This window comes from Streptomyces sp. NPDC014676, from assembly GCF_043084105.1.
In the GTDB taxonomy this organism is placed as follows: Bacteria; Actinomycetota; Actinomycetes; order Streptomycetales; family Streptomycetaceae; genus Streptomyces.
In genome coordinates this window covers 111,619-130,200 of record NZ_JBIBZI010000017.1, presented here as the reverse complement: position 1 = coordinate 130,200, position 18,582 = coordinate 111,619, and the positions used below count along the sequence as shown (strand labels likewise).

Below are 18,582 nucleotides of genomic sequence, written 5' to 3'. Positions count from 1 at the left end.
GGTCGTCCCGGTTCGTCGTGGTGGGAAGGTGCGGATGTGAAGCTGACGATTCTGGGCGGTGGGGGATTCCGGGTGCCGCTGGTGTACGGGGCACTGCTCGGGGACCGTGCCGAGGGCCGGGTGACCCGTGTCGTCCTGCACGACGTGGACGCCGGACGGCTGCGCGCGATCGCCCGGGTACTGGCCGAACAGGCCTCCGGTGTGCCCGACGCGCCCGAGGTGGCCTTCACCACCGACCTCGACGAGGCGCTGCGCGGCGCCGCGTTCGTCTTCTCCGCGATCCGCGTGGGCGGCCTCGAGGGCAGGGCGAACGACGAACGGGTCGCCCTCGCCGAGGGCGTGCTCGGCCAGGAGACGGTCGGCGCGGGCGGCATCGCCTACGGTCTGCGCACCGTGCCCGTCGCCGTCGACATCGCCCGGCGGGTGGCCCGCCTCGCCCCCGACGCCTGGGTCATCAACTTCACCAACCCCGCCGGCCTGGTCACCGAGGCCATGTCCCGCCACCTCGGCGACCGCGTCATCGGCATCTGCGACTCACCGGTCGGCCTCGGCCGCCGTGTCGCCCGGGTGCTCGGCGCGCGGCCGCGGGAGGCGTGGATCGACTACGTGGGTCTCAACCACCTCGGCTGGGTGCGCGGTCTGCGGATCGCCGGCCGCGACGAACTCCCGCGCCTGCTCGCCGACCCCGTCCTGCTCGGCTCCTTCGAGGAGGGCAGGCTCTTCGGCGCCGACTGGCTGCGGTCCCTGGGCGCGATCCCCAACGAGTACCTGCACTACTACTACTTCAACCGCGAGACCGTACGCGCCTACCGGGAGGCGGAGCGGACGCGGGGCGCGTTCCTCCACGACCAGCAGGCACGGTTCTACGCCGGGGTGGCCGACCCCGACGTGCCCGCCCTGGAGCTGTGGGACCGTACCCGCGCCGAACGCGAGGCCACCTACATGGCCGAGAACCGGGAGGCGGCCGGTGCGGGCGAACGCGAGGCCGAGGATCTGTCCGGCGGCTACGAGGACGTGGCGCTCGCCCTGATGCGGGCGATCGCCCGCGACGAACGCACCACCCTGATCCTCAACGTCCGCAACCGCGGCACCCTGTCGCCCCTGGACGGGGACGCCGTCATCGAGGTCCCCTGCCTGGTGGACGCCAGTGGCGCGCACCCGGTCTCCGTCGACCCGCTGCCCGACCACGCCACCGGTCTGGTCTGCGCCGTCAAGGCCGTCGAGCGCGAGGTGCTCGCCGCGGCCCGGTCGGGCTCCCGCGCGACGGCCGTCAAGGCGTTCGCGCTGCATCCGCTCGTCGACTCGGTGAACGTGGCCCGCCGTCTCGTCGACGGCTACACCGCCGTCCACCCCGGTCTCGCCTACCTCGGCTAGCCGGCACGGCGCTCGGCTTCGGGCCGGCCGGTCGCCCCCCGTGACAGCGGCCGACCGACCCGAGTCCCCCGTTCCCCCGTGCTTCCCCCCGGCGGCTTCCCCAAGTCGCCTTCACCATCAAGAGCACGCGGTCCTGCTCCTGATACACCCCTGGCGGAAATTCCCCGAAAAAATCTCTACGCGCGCGCCCCGGTCGCCGTCCGCGGTTCCACGGGCGCGGCCTGAGCCGGTACGGCACCCAGCGCGGCCGTGGGCACGTCGGCACGCTGCTGCGGCAACGTCACCGGCAGCAGCGGACGCGGACCCGACACCACCGTGTAGTCCTGGGCCAGGAACGGCGGCGCCAGCTCGCCCGGGTCCTCGCCGAGCGCCAGCCGTACGGCGGCCCACGGGGCGTTCACCCCGCACAGCGACAACTGGTGCAGCCCGCCCGCCGGCCGGGTGTTGACGTCCATGAGCACGGGCCGCTCGCCCAGCATCCGGAACTGGATGTTGGACAGGTAATGCAGTCCGAAGCCCTCCGCGATCCGCCGGGCCGGCTCCAGCCACCGCTCGTGCAGCGTGAAGCCCCTGCGCCGGCCGTTCTTGGTGCGCCCCACCGCCAGCCGGATCCGGTTGTCGGTGCCGGTGAGACAGTCCACCGACACCTCGGGCTGCTCCAGCCGGGGCATCACCAGCCAGTCCACCGGCTCGTCGGCCTCCCGCAGGGCGTCCAGCACCAGGCCGAGCGGCACGTACGGGCTCGGGAAGCCGCTCAACTGGGTGAGCGAGAAGGGCGCGCGGGTGATCACGCGGAAGCCCACCCCGCCCGCGCCGGACGCGGGCTTGAAGCAGGCCCGGTACCCGCCCGCCTCCAACTCGTCCACAGCCGCCACGAGTTCGTCCGCACCACGGACCCTCCACCACGGCGGCACGGGCACCCCGATCGCCTGGACCGCCTCATAGGCGATCACCTTGTCGTGGAACACGGCCACCGCCTCGGGCGGCGGCGCGAGCAGCGCCGTACCGACCGCCTCGAACTCGGCGCGGTGCGCGACGATCGCCGCCTGGTGCAGCCGGGGCACGAACACGTCGATGCCGCGCCGCGCGCACTGGGCGAGCGCGTACTCGACGTACGCCGCCGGGGACAGCCCCTCGGGTTCGAGTTCGGCGGTGTCGGCGGCGGCCAGCACGGGGGAGTCGGGGTCGCCGTGGGTGGCGTGGATCTCGACGGCCCGGTCGCCGGGATTTCTCCGCAGCTGATCCATGAAGAACACGTTCTCCGCGTACGTGCGGTTGAGCCAGACGCGTACGCGAGAGACCATGCAGGCCGCCTTCCGAGGGTCGCGGGCAGGGTTCAGTGACCCGTTGCCCGGGCAGGAGTGTGGAGGGTCACCGAACCGCCCTGTGCGCAGGACGTTTCACGGCGGTGGTGATGGGGCAGATCATAGGGCTTCGAGAGCCGTTCCCGTACCACACCCGAGTGAGGGCCGTGCTTGTTCCGGCGGCATGGATGTGATCTTCTTCGTGAAGGCGGGTCTGACGGCTGGAGGGGAGACGGGTGATGTCGGGGACAGACGGCGGCGGACAGTTGTGGGCCATCAGCGACCTGCACATCAGCTACGCCGAGAACCGTGCCCTGGTCGACGGCATGCGGCCCGAGTCGGACGAGGACTGGCTGATCGTGGCCGGTGACATCGCGGAGACCGTGGAGGACATCCGCTGGACCCTCAAGACCCTGGCCGGCCGGTTCGCCAAGGTCGTCTGGGTGCCCGGCAACCACGAGCTGTGGACCCATCCGAGCGACCCGGTCACCCTGCGCGGCGTCGCCCGTTACGACCATCTGGTCGAGCAGTGCCGCGACCTCGGGGTGATCACACCCGAGGACCCCTACCCCGTCTGGGACGGCCCCGGCGGCCCGGTCGCCGTCGCACCGCTGTTCCTGCTGTACGACTACTCGTTCCTGCCGCCCGGGTGCGCCACCAAGGCCGAGGGACTGGAGTACGCGCACGGCACCGGAGTCGTCTGCACCGACGAGCAGCTGCTGCACCCCGACCCCTACCCGAGCCGGGAGGCCTGGTGCCGGGCCCGGGTCGCCGAGACCGAACGCAGGCTGGCCGAGGTGCCGGACGGGCTGCCGCTCGTCCTGGTCAACCACTGGCCGCTGCACCGCCATCCGACGGACGTCCTGTGGTACCCCGAGTTCGCCATGTGGTGCGGCACCGTGCTCACCGACGACTGGCACCGGCGGTTCCCCGTCCACACCATGGTCTACGGCCACCTGCACATCCCCCGGACCACCCGGCAGGACGGCGTCCGCTTCGAGGAGGTCTCGGTGGGCTATCCGCGTGAATGGCGCAAGCGGAAAGAGCCGCCGGGGCGGCTGCGCCGGATCGTGCCGCGGGAGGACGAGGGGCGATGATCGAGGAACTGCTGCCGCAGACGGTGGTGGCCGTCGAGGCCTACGGCGACGAGGGCGTCGACGCCCCGTTGTATCCCGAGGAGGAGGCGCTGCTGGAGCGCGCCGTCCCCAAGCGCCGCAGGGAGTTCACCGCCGTACGCTCCTGTGCCCGCCGCGCCATGGACAAGCTGGGCGTGCCCGCGCAGCCGGTGCTGCCCGGTGAGCGGGGCGCCCCCGTCTGGCCCGACGGGCTGGCCGGCAGCATGACCCACTGCCAGGGCTACTGCGCCGCCGCCCTGGTGCGCGCCGCCGACCTGGCGTCCCTCGGCATCGACGCGGAGCCCCACGCTCCGCTGCCCGAGGGCGTCCTGTCCTCCGTGGCGCTGCCGCGGGAGGCGGCGCGGATCGGCGGGCTGGCCGAGGAGCTGCCCGCCGTGCACTGGGACCGGCTGCTGTTCAGCGCCAAGGAGTCCGTCTACAAGGCGTGGTTCCCGCTCACCGGGAAGTGGCTGGACTTCATGGAGGCCGACCTCGACTTCTTCGCCGACCCCGGCGACCACACCCGCGGCGGCTTCCGGGCCACCCTCCTCGTCCCCGGCCCGCGCGTCGGCACCCGGGTGGTCGACCACTTCACCGGCCGCTGGATCACCGGGAAGGACCTGGTCGCGACGGCGGTCGCCGTCCCGCACAGCTAGCGGGGCACCCCTCCTACGGCCCGGGGTACCAGTCACGCAGCATCCGGAAGAACACCTCCTCGTTGCCGGCCAGGCCCGCCCGGGCCAGGGCGGTCTCCGCCTCGGCGAGCACGGAGGGCGGCACCAGCGGGGGCCCGACGGGCCCCGGCGGGCCCGACCGGGTGTCGAGGGCGGCGCGCACCGTGTGCAGCAGCCGCAGATAGGCCTGGACGGCGGTGCGCTCACGGTCGGTCGGTACGGCTGTGGACATCGCTCGGCTCTCCCCGTGTCGAGATCGGTCACCCATCGCCTCCAGCTTGCCGCCCGCCACTGACAGCCGGGTCCCACCAGGGGCCGCTTCGCCCGCCCGGCGGGCACACACGCCGGGACGTGCCCGCCCGGTCCCGTGACCCCGGGCATCCCGGTGACGCCTCGTCCCGCCCCGCGGCCCCGCTTCCGCCGTACCGGCCCGCGCGGCGTCGTACCGGCCCGCTCGCCGCCCCGGCTGGGAGGGGCGCCGTACGGAACGGCACGGGCCGGCCGCGGCGTCCGCTCACCACCTCGCGCGGAGCCGCGTACGGATCGGCGGGCGGTGCCGGGACGGGAAGCGTCGGCTCCGCCGGGAACCCGCCGTACGGGCGGCGCGTCGCCCCCGGGTCAGGTCCTGGGCCGCTGGACGCTCTCCAGGAGCATGTCCAGCCACTCCGCGACCTTGTCGCGGTGCTGGTCGGTGGGCAGCTGGGCGGCCCGCCAGGCGATCTGGCGCACCCCGTGGTCCTGCAGCAGCCGCTCCAGCGGGTCGTCGGCCGGTGCCGCCGCCGCCCGCTCACGGTCCGCGAGTTTCTGCAGCAGTTCCTGCTCGGTGTGCTGGAGCGCGCCCGCGAGCGCCTCGGGGTCCTCGGCGGTGAGGAAACCGGCGTGCACCCGGAAGAACCGCTGGATGGCGTCGCAGTGCTCCATGGTCGGGCGCCGGTCGCCGTTGATCAGTGCTCCGGCCTGCTGCCGGGACATGCCCGCGCCGTCGGCGATCTCCTGCTGCGTGTACTTGCGGCCGTTCGGCTTCAGCCGGGTGCGGCGCAGCAGGTCCAGCCGCTGCACGAACCGCGCCTGTACATCGGGCTCGCCCGCGGACCGGCCGCTCAGCAGCGCCTTGACCACGGACTCGGGGACACCGGAGGCGGCGGACAGCCGGCCGACGTCGAAGACCTCGGTGTGCGCCACACCGAGCCGGTCGGCGAGTGCGGTGACGCGGGCGACGACGGCCGGCAGCGCGGCCGTCGGCGTGGCGCCCGGACCCTCGAAGCCACCCGTCACCGAAAGATCTCCTACGTCTCTCACAGGCTTCTCACAAGCGATTGCCGTGAACCTGACGGAGACTAGCCGTTGCCTCGAACTCACATCCAGGTCTCGCCACAACTGTGGCCAATTTCAGCCGTCGACCGGCATGAAATGCCACGATAGTTGACACGCCTCGCGTGCGGGCAGCAGGATCGGGGCGCCGCGTCAGGGCCGCACAGGCAAGAGGGGTGACCTCCCGATGGCACATCAGGCAGGAGGGCCGCGGCCGGTACCGCGGCCCGTCCCCGGGACTCCCGGGGCCCAGGCCTATCTGCGGGACTACGCCGTCCTCCTGGAGGCGGTCCCCTTTCCCTCCCTGGTGGTCGACCACCGCTGGGACGTGCTGCTCACCAACACCGCTTTCCGGACGCTCTTCCAGGGGGTGGAGCCGCACCCCACGGCCCTGCCCGCCGACAACTTCCTCCGGTTCGTCCTCTTCCACCCGGACGCGGCCACGGTGCTCGGCGACCACGAGTCGAGCTGGTGCCTGCCGATGCTGGCCCACTTCGCCGGGACCGTCGAACGGTACGGCCACGACCACGGCCTGGCGGCCATCCGCCGCGACATCGCCCAGGACCCCATCATGGAGGCCGCCTACCGGCACGGACTGCCGCACTGGCTGCGGGCCGTCGGCGAGCAGGCCGCCGAACACGACGGCGCCGTACGGCCGTTGCTGCACCCCGACCCGCGCTGGGGCGCCACGGACTGCCGGATCGTCACGGAGACGACCCCGGCCCTCCAGGACATGGACTGCACCCGGCTGACGCTGGTCCTGCGCGAGGCGCGCCGTACCCCGTCCGGGGGGCGCGGGCGCCGCCGCGCCGCCTCCCACCTGAGAGTGGTCCACTCCACCGGCTGAGGCGGTCCTTCGCCGACGACGTCCGCCGTCTTCCCCTGAACACCGCCCTCCCCGATCCGGGCGGCCGCCGGCCCGGCTACCGCGAGCGGGTCGCGGACGCGCTGCGGACCGCGCTGATCGCCGGGGAACTGCGCCCCGGCGAGGTGTACTCGGCCCCCCGTCCTCGCCGCCCGCTTCGGGGCCCCGTGCGCGAGGCCATGCTCGACCTCGCCAAGAAGGGGCTGGCCGACACCGTGCCCCACAAGAGCTTCCGGGTCACCGCCGTCCCCGACCGGCAGCTCGACGAGTACACGCACAGCTCGCCCGGGACACGGAGACCGTACGGGCCGTGACGACCCGCCACCTCGGACATGTCCGAGGGCTCCGGGCGGCGCCTTGACAACGAATTTGCGCGGAAACGCAAGTCGCTTGCGTTTCTTGCGCTACTCTTGCGTGCATGACACGACGACTTGCTGTGGTGGCGAAGAAGGTCGGGGTCAGCGAGGCCACGGTCAGCCGGGTGCTCAACGGCAAGCCCGGAGTCTCCGAGGCCACCCGGCAGGCGGTGCTCTCCGCCCTGGACGTGCTCGGCTACGAGCGGCCCACCCAGCTCCGCGGTGAGCGCGCCCGGCTGGTCGGCCTGGTCCTGCCCGAGCTGCAGAACCCGATCTTCCCGGCCTTCGCGGAGGTCATCGGCGGCGCGCTGGCCCAGCTCGGTCTCACGCCGGTGCTGTGCACCCAGACGCGGGGCGGTGTCTCCGAGGCGGACTACGTGGACCTGCTGCTCCAGCAGCAGGTGTCCGGCGTGGTGTTCGCCGGCGGCCTGTACGCCCAGGCCGACGCGCCCCACGACCACTACCGGAGGCTCGCCGAGCGCAACATCCCGGTCGTCCTCGTCAACGCGGCCATCGAGCACCTCGGCTTCCCCGCCGTGTCGTGCGACGACGCCGTGGCCGTGGAGCAGGCCTGGCGGCATCTGGCCTCGCTCGGCCACGAGCGCATCGGGCTGGTGCTCGGCCCCGGCGACCACGTGCCCTCGGCCCGCAAGCTGGCCGCCGCCCTCGCGGTCGCCGGCGAGGTGCCCGAAGAGCACGTCGCCCGCGCCATGTTCTCCATCGAGGGCGGTCACGCCGCCGCCTCCCGGCTCATCGACCGGGGCGTCACCGGCTTCATCTGCGCCAGCGACCCCCTCGCCCTCGGTGTCGTACGGGCCGCCCGCCGCAAGGGACTCGACGTCCCGCGGCGGATATCCGTCGTGGGGTACGACGACTCGGCACTGATGAACTGCACCGAGCCCCCGCTCACCACCGTCCGGCAGCCCATCGAGGCCATGGGCAAGGCGGTCGTGGAGCTGCTGAACGCGCAGATCAGCGGCAGCGCCGTGGCCCCCGAAGAACTGCTCTTCGAACCCGAGTTGGTGGTGCGGGGGTCGACCGCCCAGGCACCTCGTCCCTGAGATCCACTCAGCTGTCGAATAATTTCAAATTCTGCGCGACATCTTGCGGACCGATGTCGTCGGTGCTTGAGTGTGCCCCGCCCACCGCTCCTGTTCCGAGGGGTTCACTCGCTCCTGTCCCTTAAGGGGTCCACCGATGAGAAACACCGGGATCCGTCGTACCCTCGTCGCGCTAGGCGCCGGCGCGCTCGCGCTCACCGCCTGCGGCTCGGACGGCGACGACGCCGCAGGCGGCAAGACCCGCATCACCGTCAACTGCATGCCGCCCAAGAGCGCCAAGGTCGACCGGCAGTTCTTCGAGGAGGACATCGCCGCCTTCGAGAAGAAGAACCCCGGCATCGACGTCGTCCCGCACGACGCCTTCCCGTGCCAGGACCCGAAGACGTTCGACGCCAAACTCGCCGGCGGGCAGATGGAGGACGTCTTCTACACGTACTTCACCGACGCACGGCACGTCGTCGACATCAACCAGGCGGCCGATCTCACCCCGTACGTCAAGGAGTTGAAGAGCTACGACACCATCCAGCAGCAGCTCCGCGACATCTACACCGTCGACGGCAAGGTCTACGGCATCCCGCGCACCGGTTACTCCATGGGCCTGATCTACAACCGGGAGCTCTTCGAGAAGGCCGGCCTCGACCCGGACCGGCCGCCCACCACCTGGGCCGAAGTCCGCGACGCCGCCCAGAGGATCGCCGCACTAGGCGACGGCACCGTCGGCTACGCCGACTACAGCGCCCAGAACCAGGGCGGCTGGCACTTCACCGCCGAGCTCTACTCCCAGGGCGGCGACGTGGTGAGCGCCGACGGCAGGAAGGCCACCATCGACACCCCCGAGGGCCACGCCGTGCTCCGGACCCTCCACGACATGCGGTGGAAGGACGAGTCGATGGGCAGCAAGCAACTGCTCGTCATCAACGACGTCCAGCAGATGATGGGCGCCGGCAAGCTCGGCATGTACCTCGCCGCCCCCGACAACATCCCGATCCTCGTCAAGGAGAAGGGCGCCGCGTACGAGAACATCGCCCTCGCCCCCATGCCCGGCGGCGAAGGCACCCTCATCGGCGGCGACGGCTACATGTTCGACAAGAACGCCTCACCCGAACAGATCCGCGCCGGCCTCAAGTGGCTCGACCACATGTTCCTCACCCCCGGCGACGGCTTCCTCGGCGACTACGCCCGCGCCAAGAGGAACGACGCCCCGGTCGGCCTGCCCGAGCCCCGCCTGTTCACCGGCGCCGCCGACGAGAAGGACCAGCAGGTCAAGAAGGCCAACGCCAACGTCCCGGTGGAGAACTACCAGGCCTTCCTCGACGGCAGCCGGCAACTGGAGATGAAGATCGAGCCGCCGCACGCCCAGCAGCTCTACTCCGTCCTCGACGGTGTCGTCTCCGCCGTCCTCACCCAGGAGGACGCGGACATCGACCGGCTCCTCAAGGACGCCTCCGGCAAGATCGACGGCATCCTGGCCCGGAGCTGACCGGTGACGAAGACGGCTGAACGGCCGCCCACGGCCGTGCGGATCCGACCGGTGAAGGCGCCGTCCCCGGCAGGGGAGCGGAGACGGCGCCGCCTCACCGACCACCTGCGCACCTACGGCTTCCTCGCCGGCGGACTCGTCTGCTTCGCCCTGTTCTCCTGGTACCCGGCGATCCGCGCCGTCGTGATCGCCTTCCAGAAGTACACGCCGGGCTCCGACCCCGAATGGGTCGGCACCGCCAACTTCACCCGGGTCCTGAACGACCCCGAATTCGGCGCCGCCTGGCGCAACACGCTCACCTTCACCCTGCTCGCCCTGCTGATCGGCTTCGCGATCCCCTTCGTCCTGGCCCTCGTGCTCAACGAACTGCGGCACGCCAAGGCCTTCTTCCGGGTCGTCGTCTACCTGCCGGTGATGATCCCGCCGGTGGTCAGCGCCCTGCTGTGGAAGTGGTTCTACGACCCCGGCGCCGGCCTCGCCAACGAGGCGCTGCGCTTCCTCCACCTGCCCACCTCGAACTGGTCCAACGGCGCCGACACCGCACTGATCTCCCTCGTCATCGTCGCCACCTGGGCCAACATGGGCGGCACCGTCCTCATCTACCTCGCCGCCCTGCAGTCCATCCCCGGCGAGCTGTACGAGGCCGCCGAACTCGACGGCGCGGGCCTGCTCCAGCGCATCCGCCATGTGACGATCCCGCAGACCAGGTTCGTCATCCTCATGCTGATGCTGCTCCAGATCATCGCCACCATGCAGGTGTTCACCGAACCCTTCGTGATCACCGGCGGCGGCCCCGAGAACGCCACCGTGACCGTCCTCTACCTCATCTACAAGTACGCCTTCCTCTACAACGACTTCGGCGGCGCCTGCGCGCTGAGCGTGATGCTCCTCGCCCTGCTCGGCGCGTTCTCCGCCGTCTACCTCCGTCTCACCCGCTCCGGAGAGGAGGCCGTATGAGCAGCACCACCCGCACCCTCGTCTCCCCGGCCGTGCTGGCCCGCCCGCGCGGCAGGGCCGTCTACCGGACCGTGTTCACCGGCGTCGTCGTGCTGTTCGCGCTCGCCTTCCTCTTCCCCGTCTACTGGATGGCGAGCGGCGCGATGAAGTCACCGGACGAGGTGGCGCGCACCCCGCCCACCCTCGTCCCGGAGAGCTGGAGCACCAGCGGGTACACCGACGCCTGGGAGCTGATGGAGCTGCCCACGCACCTGTGGAACACGGTGGTGCAGGCGGCCGGCGCCTGGCTGTTCCAACTGGTGTTCTGCACGGCCGCCGCCTACGCCCTGTCCAAGCTCCGGCCCGCCTTCGGCACGCTGATCCTCGGCGGCATCCTCGCCACCCTGATGGTCCCGGCGCAGGCCCTGGTCGTACCGAAGTACCTGACCGTGGCCGACCTCGGCCTGCTCAACGACCCCCTCGCCATCTGGCTGCCGGCCGTCGCCAACGCCTTCAACCTCTACCTGCTCAAGCGGTTCTTCGACCAACTGCCCAGGGACGTGCTCGAGGCCGCGGAGATGGACGGCGCCGGGAAGCTGCGCACCCTGTGGTCGGTCGTGCTGCCCATGTCGCGTCCGGTGCTCGGCGTGGTGTCGATCTTCGCGCTGGTCGCCGTGTGGCAGGACTTCCTGTGGCCGCTGATGGTCTTCTCCGACACCGGCAAGCAGCCGATCAGCGTGGCACTGGTGCAACTGTCGCAGAACATCCAGCTCACCGTGCTCATCGCCGCGATGGTGATCGCCAGCATCCCCATGGTCGCGCTGTTCCTCATCTTCCAGCGGCACATCATCGCCGGAATCAGCGCGGGCAGCACCAAGGGCTGACACCGCACCTCATCCGCACAAGAGAAAGGCACGCACCGTGGGACAGCTCACCCCTGCCCCGAACGACGACTGGTGGCGCTCCGCCGTCATCTACCAGGTGTACGTCCGCAGCTTCGCCGACGGCGACGGCGACGGCACCGGAGACCTCGCCGGCGTCCGCGCCAGGCTGCCGTACCTCGCCGAACTCGGCGTGGACGCCCTGTGGTTCAACCCCTGGTACCTGTCCCCGATGAAGGACGGCGGCTACGACGTCGCCGACTACCGGGCCATCGACCCGGCCTTCGGCACCCTCGCCGAAGCCGAGAAACTCATCGCCGAGGCCCGGGAACTGGGCATCCGCACGATCGTCGACATCGTGCCGAACCACGTCTCCGACCAGCACCCCTGGTTCCGGGCCGCGCTCGCCGGCGGCCCCGAGCGGGAACTTTTCCACTTCCGCCCCGGCCGCGGCGAGCACGGCGAACTCCCCCCGAACGACTGGAAGTCCGAGTTCGGCGGCCCCGCCTGGAGCAGGCTGGACGACGGCGACTGGTACCTCCACCTGTTCGCCCCCGAGCAGCCCGACCTCAACTGGGCCCATCCCGCAGTCCGCCGGGAGCACGAGGACATCCTGCGCTTCTGGTTCGAGCGGGGCGTGGCCGGCGTCCGTATCGACTCCGCCGCCCTGCTGGTGAAGGACCCCCGGCTGCCCGACTTCGTCGAGGGCCGCGACCCGCACCCCTATGTCGACCGCGACGAACTCCACGACGTCTACCGGGGCTGGCGTGCCGTCGCCGACGAGTACGGCGGCGTCTTCGTCGGCGAGGTCTGGCTCCCCGACACCGAACGCTTCGCCCGCTACCTCCGCCCCGACGAACTGCACACCGCGTTCAACTTCTCCTTCATGACCTGCCCCTGGGACGCGGCCCGCCTGCGCACCTCCATCGAGGACACCCTCGCCGAACACGCCCCGGTCGGCGCCCCCGCCACCTGGGTGCTGTGCAACCACGACGTCACCCGCACCGTCACCCGCTACGGCCGCGCCGACACCGGCTTCGACTTCGCCGCCAAGGCCTTCGGCACCCCGACCGACCTCGCCCTCGGCACCCGCCGGGCCCGCGCCGCCGCCCTGCTCTCCCTGGCCCTGCCCGGCGCGGTCTACGTCTACCAGGGCGAGGAACTCGGCCTGCCCGAGGCGGACATCCCGCTCGACCGCATCGAGGACCCCATGCACGCCCGCTCCGGGGGCACCGACCCCGGCCGCGACGGGTGCAGGGTGCCGCTGCCGTGGACGGCCGACGCACCGCACGCCGGGTTCGGCGGCGAACCGTGGCTGCCGCAGCCCGCCGGCTGGGCCTCGTACGCGGCCGACCGGCAGGAGGGGGACCCCGGCTCGATGCTCGCCCTCTACCGTGAGGCGATCCGGCTGCGCCCGGTCCTCGGCGACGGCCCGCTCACCTGGCTGCCCGCCGCCGACGGCGTCCTCGCCTTCAGCCGCGCGGACGGTGGCGTCCTCTGCGTGGTCAATCTCGCGGACGCACCCGCCGCCCTCCCCGCCCACACCGCACTGCTCCTCGGCAGCGGCCCCCTGGACCCCGACGGACGACTGCCGAAGGACACCGCGGTCTGGCTGCGCGGCTAGCTTCCCCTGCCCCCCACCACGAAGGGACCAGTACACATGAGCACCGGATCTACTGTCAGGAACATGTCAGCCATTGGTACGGTCGTCGCCGTGGCCGCCGGCATGCTCGTCGCCCTCGCGCCCGCCCCCGCCCACGCCGCAGCGGGCGCCACCCTCCCCTTCACCTCCGTCGAGGCCGAGGCGGCCACCGGCACCGGCACGAGGATCGGACCCGACCACACCCAGGGCACCCTCGCCTCCGAGGCCTCCGGCCGCCAAGCGGTGCGCCTGGCCGCGGGCCAGCGCGTGGAGTTCACCGTGCCCCGCGCGGCCAACGCCGTGAACGTCGCCTACAGCGTCCCCGACGGCCAGTCCGGCAGCCTCGCCGTCCACGTCAACGGACAGAGACTCGACAGGACCCTCCCCGTCACCTCCAAGTACTCCTACGTCGACACCTCCTGGATCGCCGGCGCCAGGACCCACCACCTCTACGACAACACCCGCATGCTGCTCGGACGCGACCTCCAGGCGGGTGACAAGGTCGCCGTGGAGGCCACCGGCGTCCAGGTCACCGTCGACGTCGCCGACTTCGAGCAGGTCGCCGCCCCCGCCGCCAAGCCCTCCGGCGCCGTCTCCGTCACCGACCACGGCGCCGACCCCGGAGGACAGGGAGACTCCACGCAGGCCTTCCGGTCCGCGATCGCCGCCGCCCAGGGCGGCACCGTCTGGATCCCGCCGGGGGAGTACCGGCTCACCTCCTCCCTCAACGGCGTCCAGAACGTCACCATCCGGGGCGCCGGAAGCTGGCACTCGATCGTGCGCGGCTCCCGCTTCATCGACCAGACCGGTTCCGCCGGGAACGTCCACCTCAAGGACTTCGCCGTCATCGGCGAGGTCACCGAACGCGTCGACTCCAGCCCCGACAACTTCGTCAACGGCTCGCTCGGCCCGAACTCCACCGTCTCCGGCATGTGGCTCCAGCACCTCAAGGTGGGCCTCTGGCTGACCGGCACCAACGACAACCTCGTCGTCGAGAACAACCGCTTCCTCGACATGACCGCGGACGGCCTCAACCTCAACGGCAACGCGCGCGGAGTGAAGGTCCGCAACAACTTCCTGCGCAACCAGGGCGACGACGCGCTCGCCATGTGGTCGCTGAACGCCCCCGACGTGAACAGCAGCTTCGAGAACAACACCATCTCGCAGCCGAACCTCGCCAACGGCATCGCCGTCTACGGCGGCACCGACATCACCGTACGGAACAACCTGATCTCCGACACCAACGCCCTCGGCAGCGGTATCGCCATCTCCAACCAGAAGTTCCTCGACCCCTTCCACCCGCTGTCCGGCACCATCACCGTCGACGGCAACACCCTCGTGCGCACCGGCGCCATGAACCCCAACTGGAACCACCCGATGGGCGCCCTGCGCGTCGACTCCTACGACAGCGCCATCGAGGCGCAGGTGCGGATCACCAACACGACCATCACCGACAGCCCCTACAGCGCCTTCGAGTTCGTCTCGGGCAGCGGACGCGGACACGCCGCGAAGAACATCACCGTCGACGGCGCCACCGTGACCAGGGCGGGCACGGTCGTCGTCCAGGCGGAGACCCAGGGGGCCGCCACCTTCCGCAACGTGACAGCGACCGGCGTCGGTTCGGCCGGCGTCTACAACTGCCCCTACCCGTCCGGCTCCGGCACCTTCGCCGTCACCGACGGCGGCGGCAACTCCGGCTGGGACAGCACCTGGTCAGACTGCACCACCTGGCCCCAGCCCGGCCAGGGCAACCCCGACCCCGACCCGGACCGCAACCTCGCCCAGGGCCGCCCGGCCACCGCCACGGGCTCCCAGGACGTCTACACCCCCGGCAAGGCGGTCGACGGGGACGCCAACAGCTACTGGGAGTCGGCCAACCACGCCTTTCCGCAGTCCCTCACGGTCGACCTCGGCTCCCGGCAGCCGGTACGCCGGCTGGTGCTGAAACTGCCCCCGCAGGCAGCCTGGGGAGCCCGCACCCAGACCCTGTCCGTGCAGGGCAGCGCCGACGGCTCGGCGTACTCGACGGTGGTCGCCTCGAAGGAGTACCGCTTCGACCCGGCCACCGGCAACACGGTGACCATCCCGGTCACCGGCGACCTGCGCCACCTGCGGCTGCACGTCACCGGCAACACCGGCTGGCCGGCGGCCCAGTTCAGTGAGGTGGAGGCGTATCTGTCTTGACGGTGACGACGCCGCGCTTCGCCGCCTGGATCCGCTCGTACACATGGGTCCGCAGCTCGGCGAAGCGCGGCGCCACACGGGTGCTCAACTGGTCCCGCTCGGCCGGCAGATCGACCTTCAGCTGCTCCTGTACGACGGTGGGGGAGGCCGACAGCACGATCACCCGCTCGCCCAGGTACACCGCCTCGTCGATGTCATGGGTGACGAACAGGACCGTGATCCCGCGCTCCCGCCACAACCGCCGTACCAGATCCTCCAGATCGGCGCGGGTCTGCGCGTCGACCGCCGCGAACGGCTCGTCCATCAGCAGCACCTCGGGCTCGTACGCCAGCGCCCGTGCGATCGCCACCCGCTGCTGCATCCCGCCCGAGAGCTGCCACGGGTACGCCCCGGCCGCGTCCGCGAGCCCCACCGAGGCGAGGGCGTCCGCGACCAGCTCGCGGCGTCGCGCCTTGCCCAGGTCCTTCTGCCTCAGCGGGAGTTCGACGTTCTGCCCGACCCGCATCCACGGGAACAGGCTGCGCCCGTACTCCTGGAACACGAACGCCATCCCGGGCGGCGGGCCGTCCACCCTCCGCCCGGCCAGGACCACCTCGCCGGCCGTCGGTTCGAGCAGCCCGCCCACGCACTTCAGCAGTGTCGTCTTGCCGCAGCCGGACGGGCCGACCAGGCAGACCAGTTCACCGGCCTCCACCGTGAAGGTCAGGTCGCGCACCGCCTCGACGCGCCGCCCCGCACCCTCGTACACCTTCCGCAGACCGCGTACGTCGAGCATCGACCGCCCTTTCGCGAGATTCACCGGGACCGCCGGGCGGCGGCGCGCAGACCGTGGTACCAGCCGAGCGCCCGCCGCTCGACCAACTGGAAGAGGACCGAGAGGACGAAGCCGAGCAGACCGAGCAGCAGGATGCCGGTCCACATGCCGGGGATCGCGAAGGAGCGCTGGAACTGCACGACGGTGAAGCCGAGACCGTTGCTGGCGGCGAACATCTCGCTGATCACCATCAGGATGATCCCGATCGACAGCGCCTGCCGCAGCCCCGCGAAGATCTGCGGGCTCGCCGCCGGCAGCACCACGTCCTTCAGGCGTGCGGCGCCCGTGATGCCGTAGGAGCGGGCCGTCTCCGTCATCACCGCGTCGACCGCCCGCACGCCCTCGACGGTGTTGAGCAGCACCGGCCAGACACAGCCGCTCGCGATGACGACGATCTTCATCGTGTCGCCGATGCCCGCGAACAGCATGATCACCGGCACCAGCACCGGCGGCGGCACGGCCCGCAGGAACTCCAGCACCGGTTCGCACACCGCGCGCACCCTCCGGTACGAGCCGATCAGCGTGCCGAGCGCGATTCCGGCGACGGCGGCGAGGGCGTATCCCGCCGTGAGCCGCAGCACGCTGGGCAGCACGTCACCGTGCCACCGCTCGCCGGTCCAGACGTCCGGGAAGGTCTCCAGGATCGTGCGCAGCGGCGGCCAGTACACGTCCTCGCTGCCGGCCGAGGACACCCACCACACCGCCACCAGCACCAGCGGCAGCGCGAGCACGAACACCAGCCGCAGCAGCAGCCGCCTCACACCGCCACCTCCCCGCGCACCGACTGGTGCCAGGCCAGCGCCCGCCGCTCCACCGACCGGGCCCCGACGTTGACCAGCAGCCCGAGCACACCGGTGACGACGATCAGCGCGTACATCTCGGGCACCGCCTGCGAGGTCTGCGCCACCGCGATCCGCGCGCCCAGCCCCGGCGCGCCGATGACGAGTTCGGCGGTGACGGCGAGGATCAGCGCGACCGCCGCCGCCAGCCGCACCCCGGTCATCACATACGGCAGCGCGGTCGGCCACAGCACATGCCGGACCATGGCCCAGGTGCCGAGCCCGTACGACCGTGCCGTCTCCTCGGCGACCGGGTCGACGTCCTGGACGCCGTACAGGACCTGGATCAGCACCTGCCAGAAGGAGGCGTACACGACGAGGAGCAGCACCGACCGCAGTTCGGTGCCGTACAGCAGCACCGCCAGCGGGATCAGCGCGACCGACGGGATGGGGCGCAGGAACTCGATCGTGGACGCCGTCGCCTCGCGCAGATACGGCACCACCGACAGGACCACCCCGGCGACGATCCCCGCGACGGCCGCGATCGCCAGGCCCAGCGCCCAGCCGGTGAGGGTGTCGCCCAGCGCGGTCCAGAAGGCGCCGTCCGCGAGCTCCGTGCCGAGGGCGTCGGCGATCCGGGTGACCGGCGGGAAGTAGTCCTCCTCGACCAGGCCGAGCCGCGGCACCGCCTCCGCGAGCAGGAGGAAGGCCGCGAGCCCGGCCGCGCCGAGAGCGGCGTCGGCTCCCCTCACGGCAGCAGCTCGTCCAGGTCCGGAGTCTGCTTGAACAGCCCGTCCTCGGCGCCCAGTTCCGCCAGTTCCTCGATGGAGGCGCGGTTCGGCTCGGCCGGCCACTTCGGCAGGGTCACCTTCGCCAGCACGTCGGCCGGGATCTTCGTGTACGTGGTGACGATCTCGCGCACCTCGTCGGGGTGGGAGTCGGCGTAGGCCAGGGACTCGGCGGTGGCCTCCTGGAACTTCCTCACCGTCTCCGGGTTCTCCCGCGCGTACGTGACGGAGGTGAAGTACATGGCGACGGTGAGCTTCGGCGCGACGTCGATCATGGGGGAGGCGATCTCCCGGCCGCCCTGGCTCTTGACGGTGGCCAGCGCCGGCTCCACCACCATCGCCGCGTCGATCCGCCCGCCGTCGAGCGCGGCCGGCATCTGGTCGAAGGCCAGCTCGACCAGCTCCACCTTGTCGGGGTCGCCGCCCGCCTTGCGCACCGAGGCGCGCACCGCGGTCTCGTTGATGTTCTTCAGGGTGTTGATGGCGACCTTCTTGCCCTCCAGGTCCTTCGCCGACTTGATGGGGCTGTCACCCTTGACGGTGAGCGCCTCGAAGTCCTCGCCCACCACACCGGTCGAGGCGATGCCGTTCGCCACCGCCTTCACCGGCACGTTGTTGGACCGGGCGATCATCAGCGAGGTCATGTTGGAGAACCCGAACTCGAACTGGCCGCTGGCCACGCCGGGCACGATGGCGGCGCCGCCCTGCGCGCTGGAGAATTCGAGCTTCAGCCCGCGCTCGCTGAAGAAGCCCTTCTTCTGGCCCAGATACAGGGGCGCCACATCGACGATGGGGATCAGCCCCACCGTCACGCTGGTGGTGCCGCCGGACGAGCCGGCCCCGTCCGACCCACCGGAGTCGGAGGAGCCGCAGGCCGTCGCGGCGGTCAGGACGGACAGGGCCGTGAGGCCGATGAGCAGACGACGACGCATGACTGTGACTCCCGCGGTGGGACCGGACCGGATGCTCCGACAGGCTGTGCGCAGAGAGAACGGACGTGCCGATCGGGAACGTAGGG

At 71.4% G+C, this 18,582-nt stretch carries 17 protein-coding genes and 1 pseudogene; 11 read left to right on the top strand and 7 right to left on the bottom strand.

Going from position 1 to position 18,582, the window contains the following annotated elements; all coding sequences use genetic code 11:
* The first annotated feature begins 36 nt into the window (after window positions 1-36).
* Window positions 37-1,374, top strand: a complete 1,338-nt coding sequence (locus tag ACF1DX_RS33775) for a 6-phospho-beta-glucosidase (protein WP_391794975.1) — start codon at window positions 37-39, stop codon at window positions 1,372-1,374.
* Between the two features lie 176 nt (window positions 1,375-1,550).
* Here the strand turns inward: ACF1DX_RS33775 and ACF1DX_RS33770 are convergent, their stop codons facing one another.
* Entirely contained in the window at window positions 1,551-2,678 is a 1,128-nt protein-coding gene (locus tag ACF1DX_RS33770) for an ATP-grasp domain-containing protein (protein ID WP_391794974.1), read from the bottom strand.
* 239 nt (window positions 2,679-2,917) lie between these two features.
* On the opposite strand from ACF1DX_RS33770, the gene ACF1DX_RS33765 reads away from it, so the two are divergent.
* Both ACF1DX_RS33765 and ACF1DX_RS33760 read left to right on the top strand, forming a co-directional pair.
* Window positions 2,918-3,775 carry a metallophosphoesterase family protein gene (locus tag ACF1DX_RS33765; protein WP_391794973.1) on the top strand — a complete coding sequence of 286 codons (858 nt, stop codon included), beginning with the start codon at window positions 2,918-2,920 and terminating at the stop codon, window positions 3,773-3,775.
* Window positions 3,772-4,449 carry a 4'-phosphopantetheinyl transferase gene (locus tag ACF1DX_RS33760; RefSeq protein WP_391794972.1) on the top strand — a complete coding sequence of 226 codons (678 nt, stop codon included), beginning with the start codon at window positions 3,772-3,774 and terminating at the stop codon, window positions 4,447-4,449. The genes ACF1DX_RS33765 and ACF1DX_RS33760 overlap by 4 nt, the downstream gene beginning before the upstream one ends.
* Window positions 4,450-4,462: 13 nt before the next feature.
* Here the strand turns inward: ACF1DX_RS33760 and ACF1DX_RS33755 are convergent, their stop codons facing one another.
* Entirely contained in the window at window positions 4,463-4,699 is a 237-nt protein-coding gene (locus ACF1DX_RS33755; protein WP_391794971.1) for a hypothetical protein, read from the bottom strand.
* A 386-nt stretch (window positions 4,700-5,085) separates the two neighbouring features.
* A complete protein-coding gene (locus ACF1DX_RS33750; protein WP_391794970.1) occupies window positions 5,086-5,742 on the bottom strand; it encodes a helix-turn-helix domain-containing protein in 657 nt (218 codons plus the stop codon).
* Between the two features lie 223 nt (window positions 5,743-5,965).
* On the opposite strand from ACF1DX_RS33750, the gene ACF1DX_RS33745 reads away from it, so the two are divergent.
* The 8 genes and pseudogenes from ACF1DX_RS33745 to ACF1DX_RS33710 all read left to right on the top strand — a co-directional run bounded on the left by ACF1DX_RS33745 (window position 5,966) and on the right by ACF1DX_RS33710 (window position 15,183).
* Entirely contained in the window at window positions 5,966-6,625 is a 660-nt protein-coding gene (locus ACF1DX_RS33745) for a hypothetical protein (protein ID WP_391794969.1), read from the top strand.
* Window positions 6,622-6,921 (top strand): annotated as a pseudogene (locus ACF1DX_RS33740) (hypothetical protein); the annotation flags it as partial. The gene ACF1DX_RS33745 and the pseudogene ACF1DX_RS33740, both read left to right, overlap by 4 nt.
* Before the next feature lie 140 nt (window positions 6,922-7,061).
* Window positions 7,062-8,060: a LacI family DNA-binding transcriptional regulator gene (locus ACF1DX_RS33735; protein ID WP_391794968.1), complete on the top strand. Its 999-nt coding sequence runs from the start codon at window positions 7,062-7,064 to the stop codon at window positions 8,058-8,060.
* A 136-nt stretch (window positions 8,061-8,196) separates the two neighbouring features.
* Window positions 8,197-9,540, top strand: coding sequence for an ABC transporter substrate-binding protein (locus ACF1DX_RS33730; RefSeq protein WP_391794967.1), 1,344 nt, complete (start codon window positions 8,197-8,199; stop codon window positions 9,538-9,540).
* Window positions 9,541-9,543: 3 nt separating this feature from the next.
* Window positions 9,544-10,497 carry a carbohydrate ABC transporter permease gene (locus tag ACF1DX_RS33725; RefSeq protein WP_391794966.1) on the top strand — a complete coding sequence of 318 codons (954 nt, stop codon included), beginning with the start codon at window positions 9,544-9,546 and terminating at the stop codon, window positions 10,495-10,497.
* Window positions 10,494-11,360, top strand: coding sequence for a carbohydrate ABC transporter permease (locus ACF1DX_RS33720; protein ID WP_391794965.1), 867 nt, complete (start codon window positions 10,494-10,496; stop codon window positions 11,358-11,360). The genes ACF1DX_RS33725 and ACF1DX_RS33720 overlap by 4 nt, the downstream gene beginning before the upstream one ends.
* A gap of 37 nt (window positions 11,361-11,397) precedes the next feature.
* Window positions 11,398-12,981 (top strand): glycoside hydrolase family 13 protein, encoded by a 1,584-nt coding sequence (locus tag ACF1DX_RS33715; RefSeq protein WP_391794964.1) that lies wholly within the window; start codon window positions 11,398-11,400, stop codon window positions 12,979-12,981.
* 36 nt (window positions 12,982-13,017) lie between these two features.
* Window positions 13,018-15,183, top strand: coding sequence for a discoidin domain-containing protein (locus ACF1DX_RS33710; protein ID WP_391794963.1), 2,166 nt, complete (start codon window positions 13,018-13,020; stop codon window positions 15,181-15,183).
* Here the strand turns inward: ACF1DX_RS33710 and ACF1DX_RS33705 are convergent.
* Genes ACF1DX_RS33705 through ACF1DX_RS33690 form a run of 4 tightly spaced genes read right to left on the bottom strand, consistent with a single transcriptional unit; the run spans window position 15,155 to window position 18,496 of the window.
* On the bottom strand, window positions 15,155-15,958 hold the full coding sequence (locus ACF1DX_RS33705; RefSeq protein WP_391794962.1) for an ABC transporter ATP-binding protein: 804 nt from the start codon (window positions 15,956-15,958) through the stop codon (window positions 15,155-15,157). The two genes, ACF1DX_RS33710 and ACF1DX_RS33705, sit on opposite strands and share 29 nt — an antisense overlap.
* A 20-nt stretch (window positions 15,959-15,978) precedes the next feature.
* Window positions 15,979-16,758, bottom strand: a complete 780-nt coding sequence (locus tag ACF1DX_RS33700) for an ABC transporter permease (protein ID WP_391794961.1) — start codon at window positions 16,756-16,758, stop codon at window positions 15,979-15,981.
* Complete coding sequence (locus ACF1DX_RS33695) at window positions 16,755-17,528, bottom strand: ABC transporter permease (protein WP_391794960.1); 774 nt, start codon at window positions 17,526-17,528, stop codon at window positions 16,755-16,757. Before ACF1DX_RS33695 ends, ACF1DX_RS33700 begins: the two co-directional genes overlap by 4 nt.
* The gene (locus ACF1DX_RS33690) at window positions 17,525-18,496 is read right to left on the bottom strand and encodes an ABC transporter substrate-binding protein (protein WP_391794959.1); all 972 of its coding nucleotides are present in this window, start codon (window positions 18,494-18,496) and stop codon (window positions 17,525-17,527) included. Before ACF1DX_RS33690 ends, ACF1DX_RS33695 begins: the two co-directional genes overlap by 4 nt.
* Window positions 18,497-18,582 lie beyond the last annotated feature (86 nt).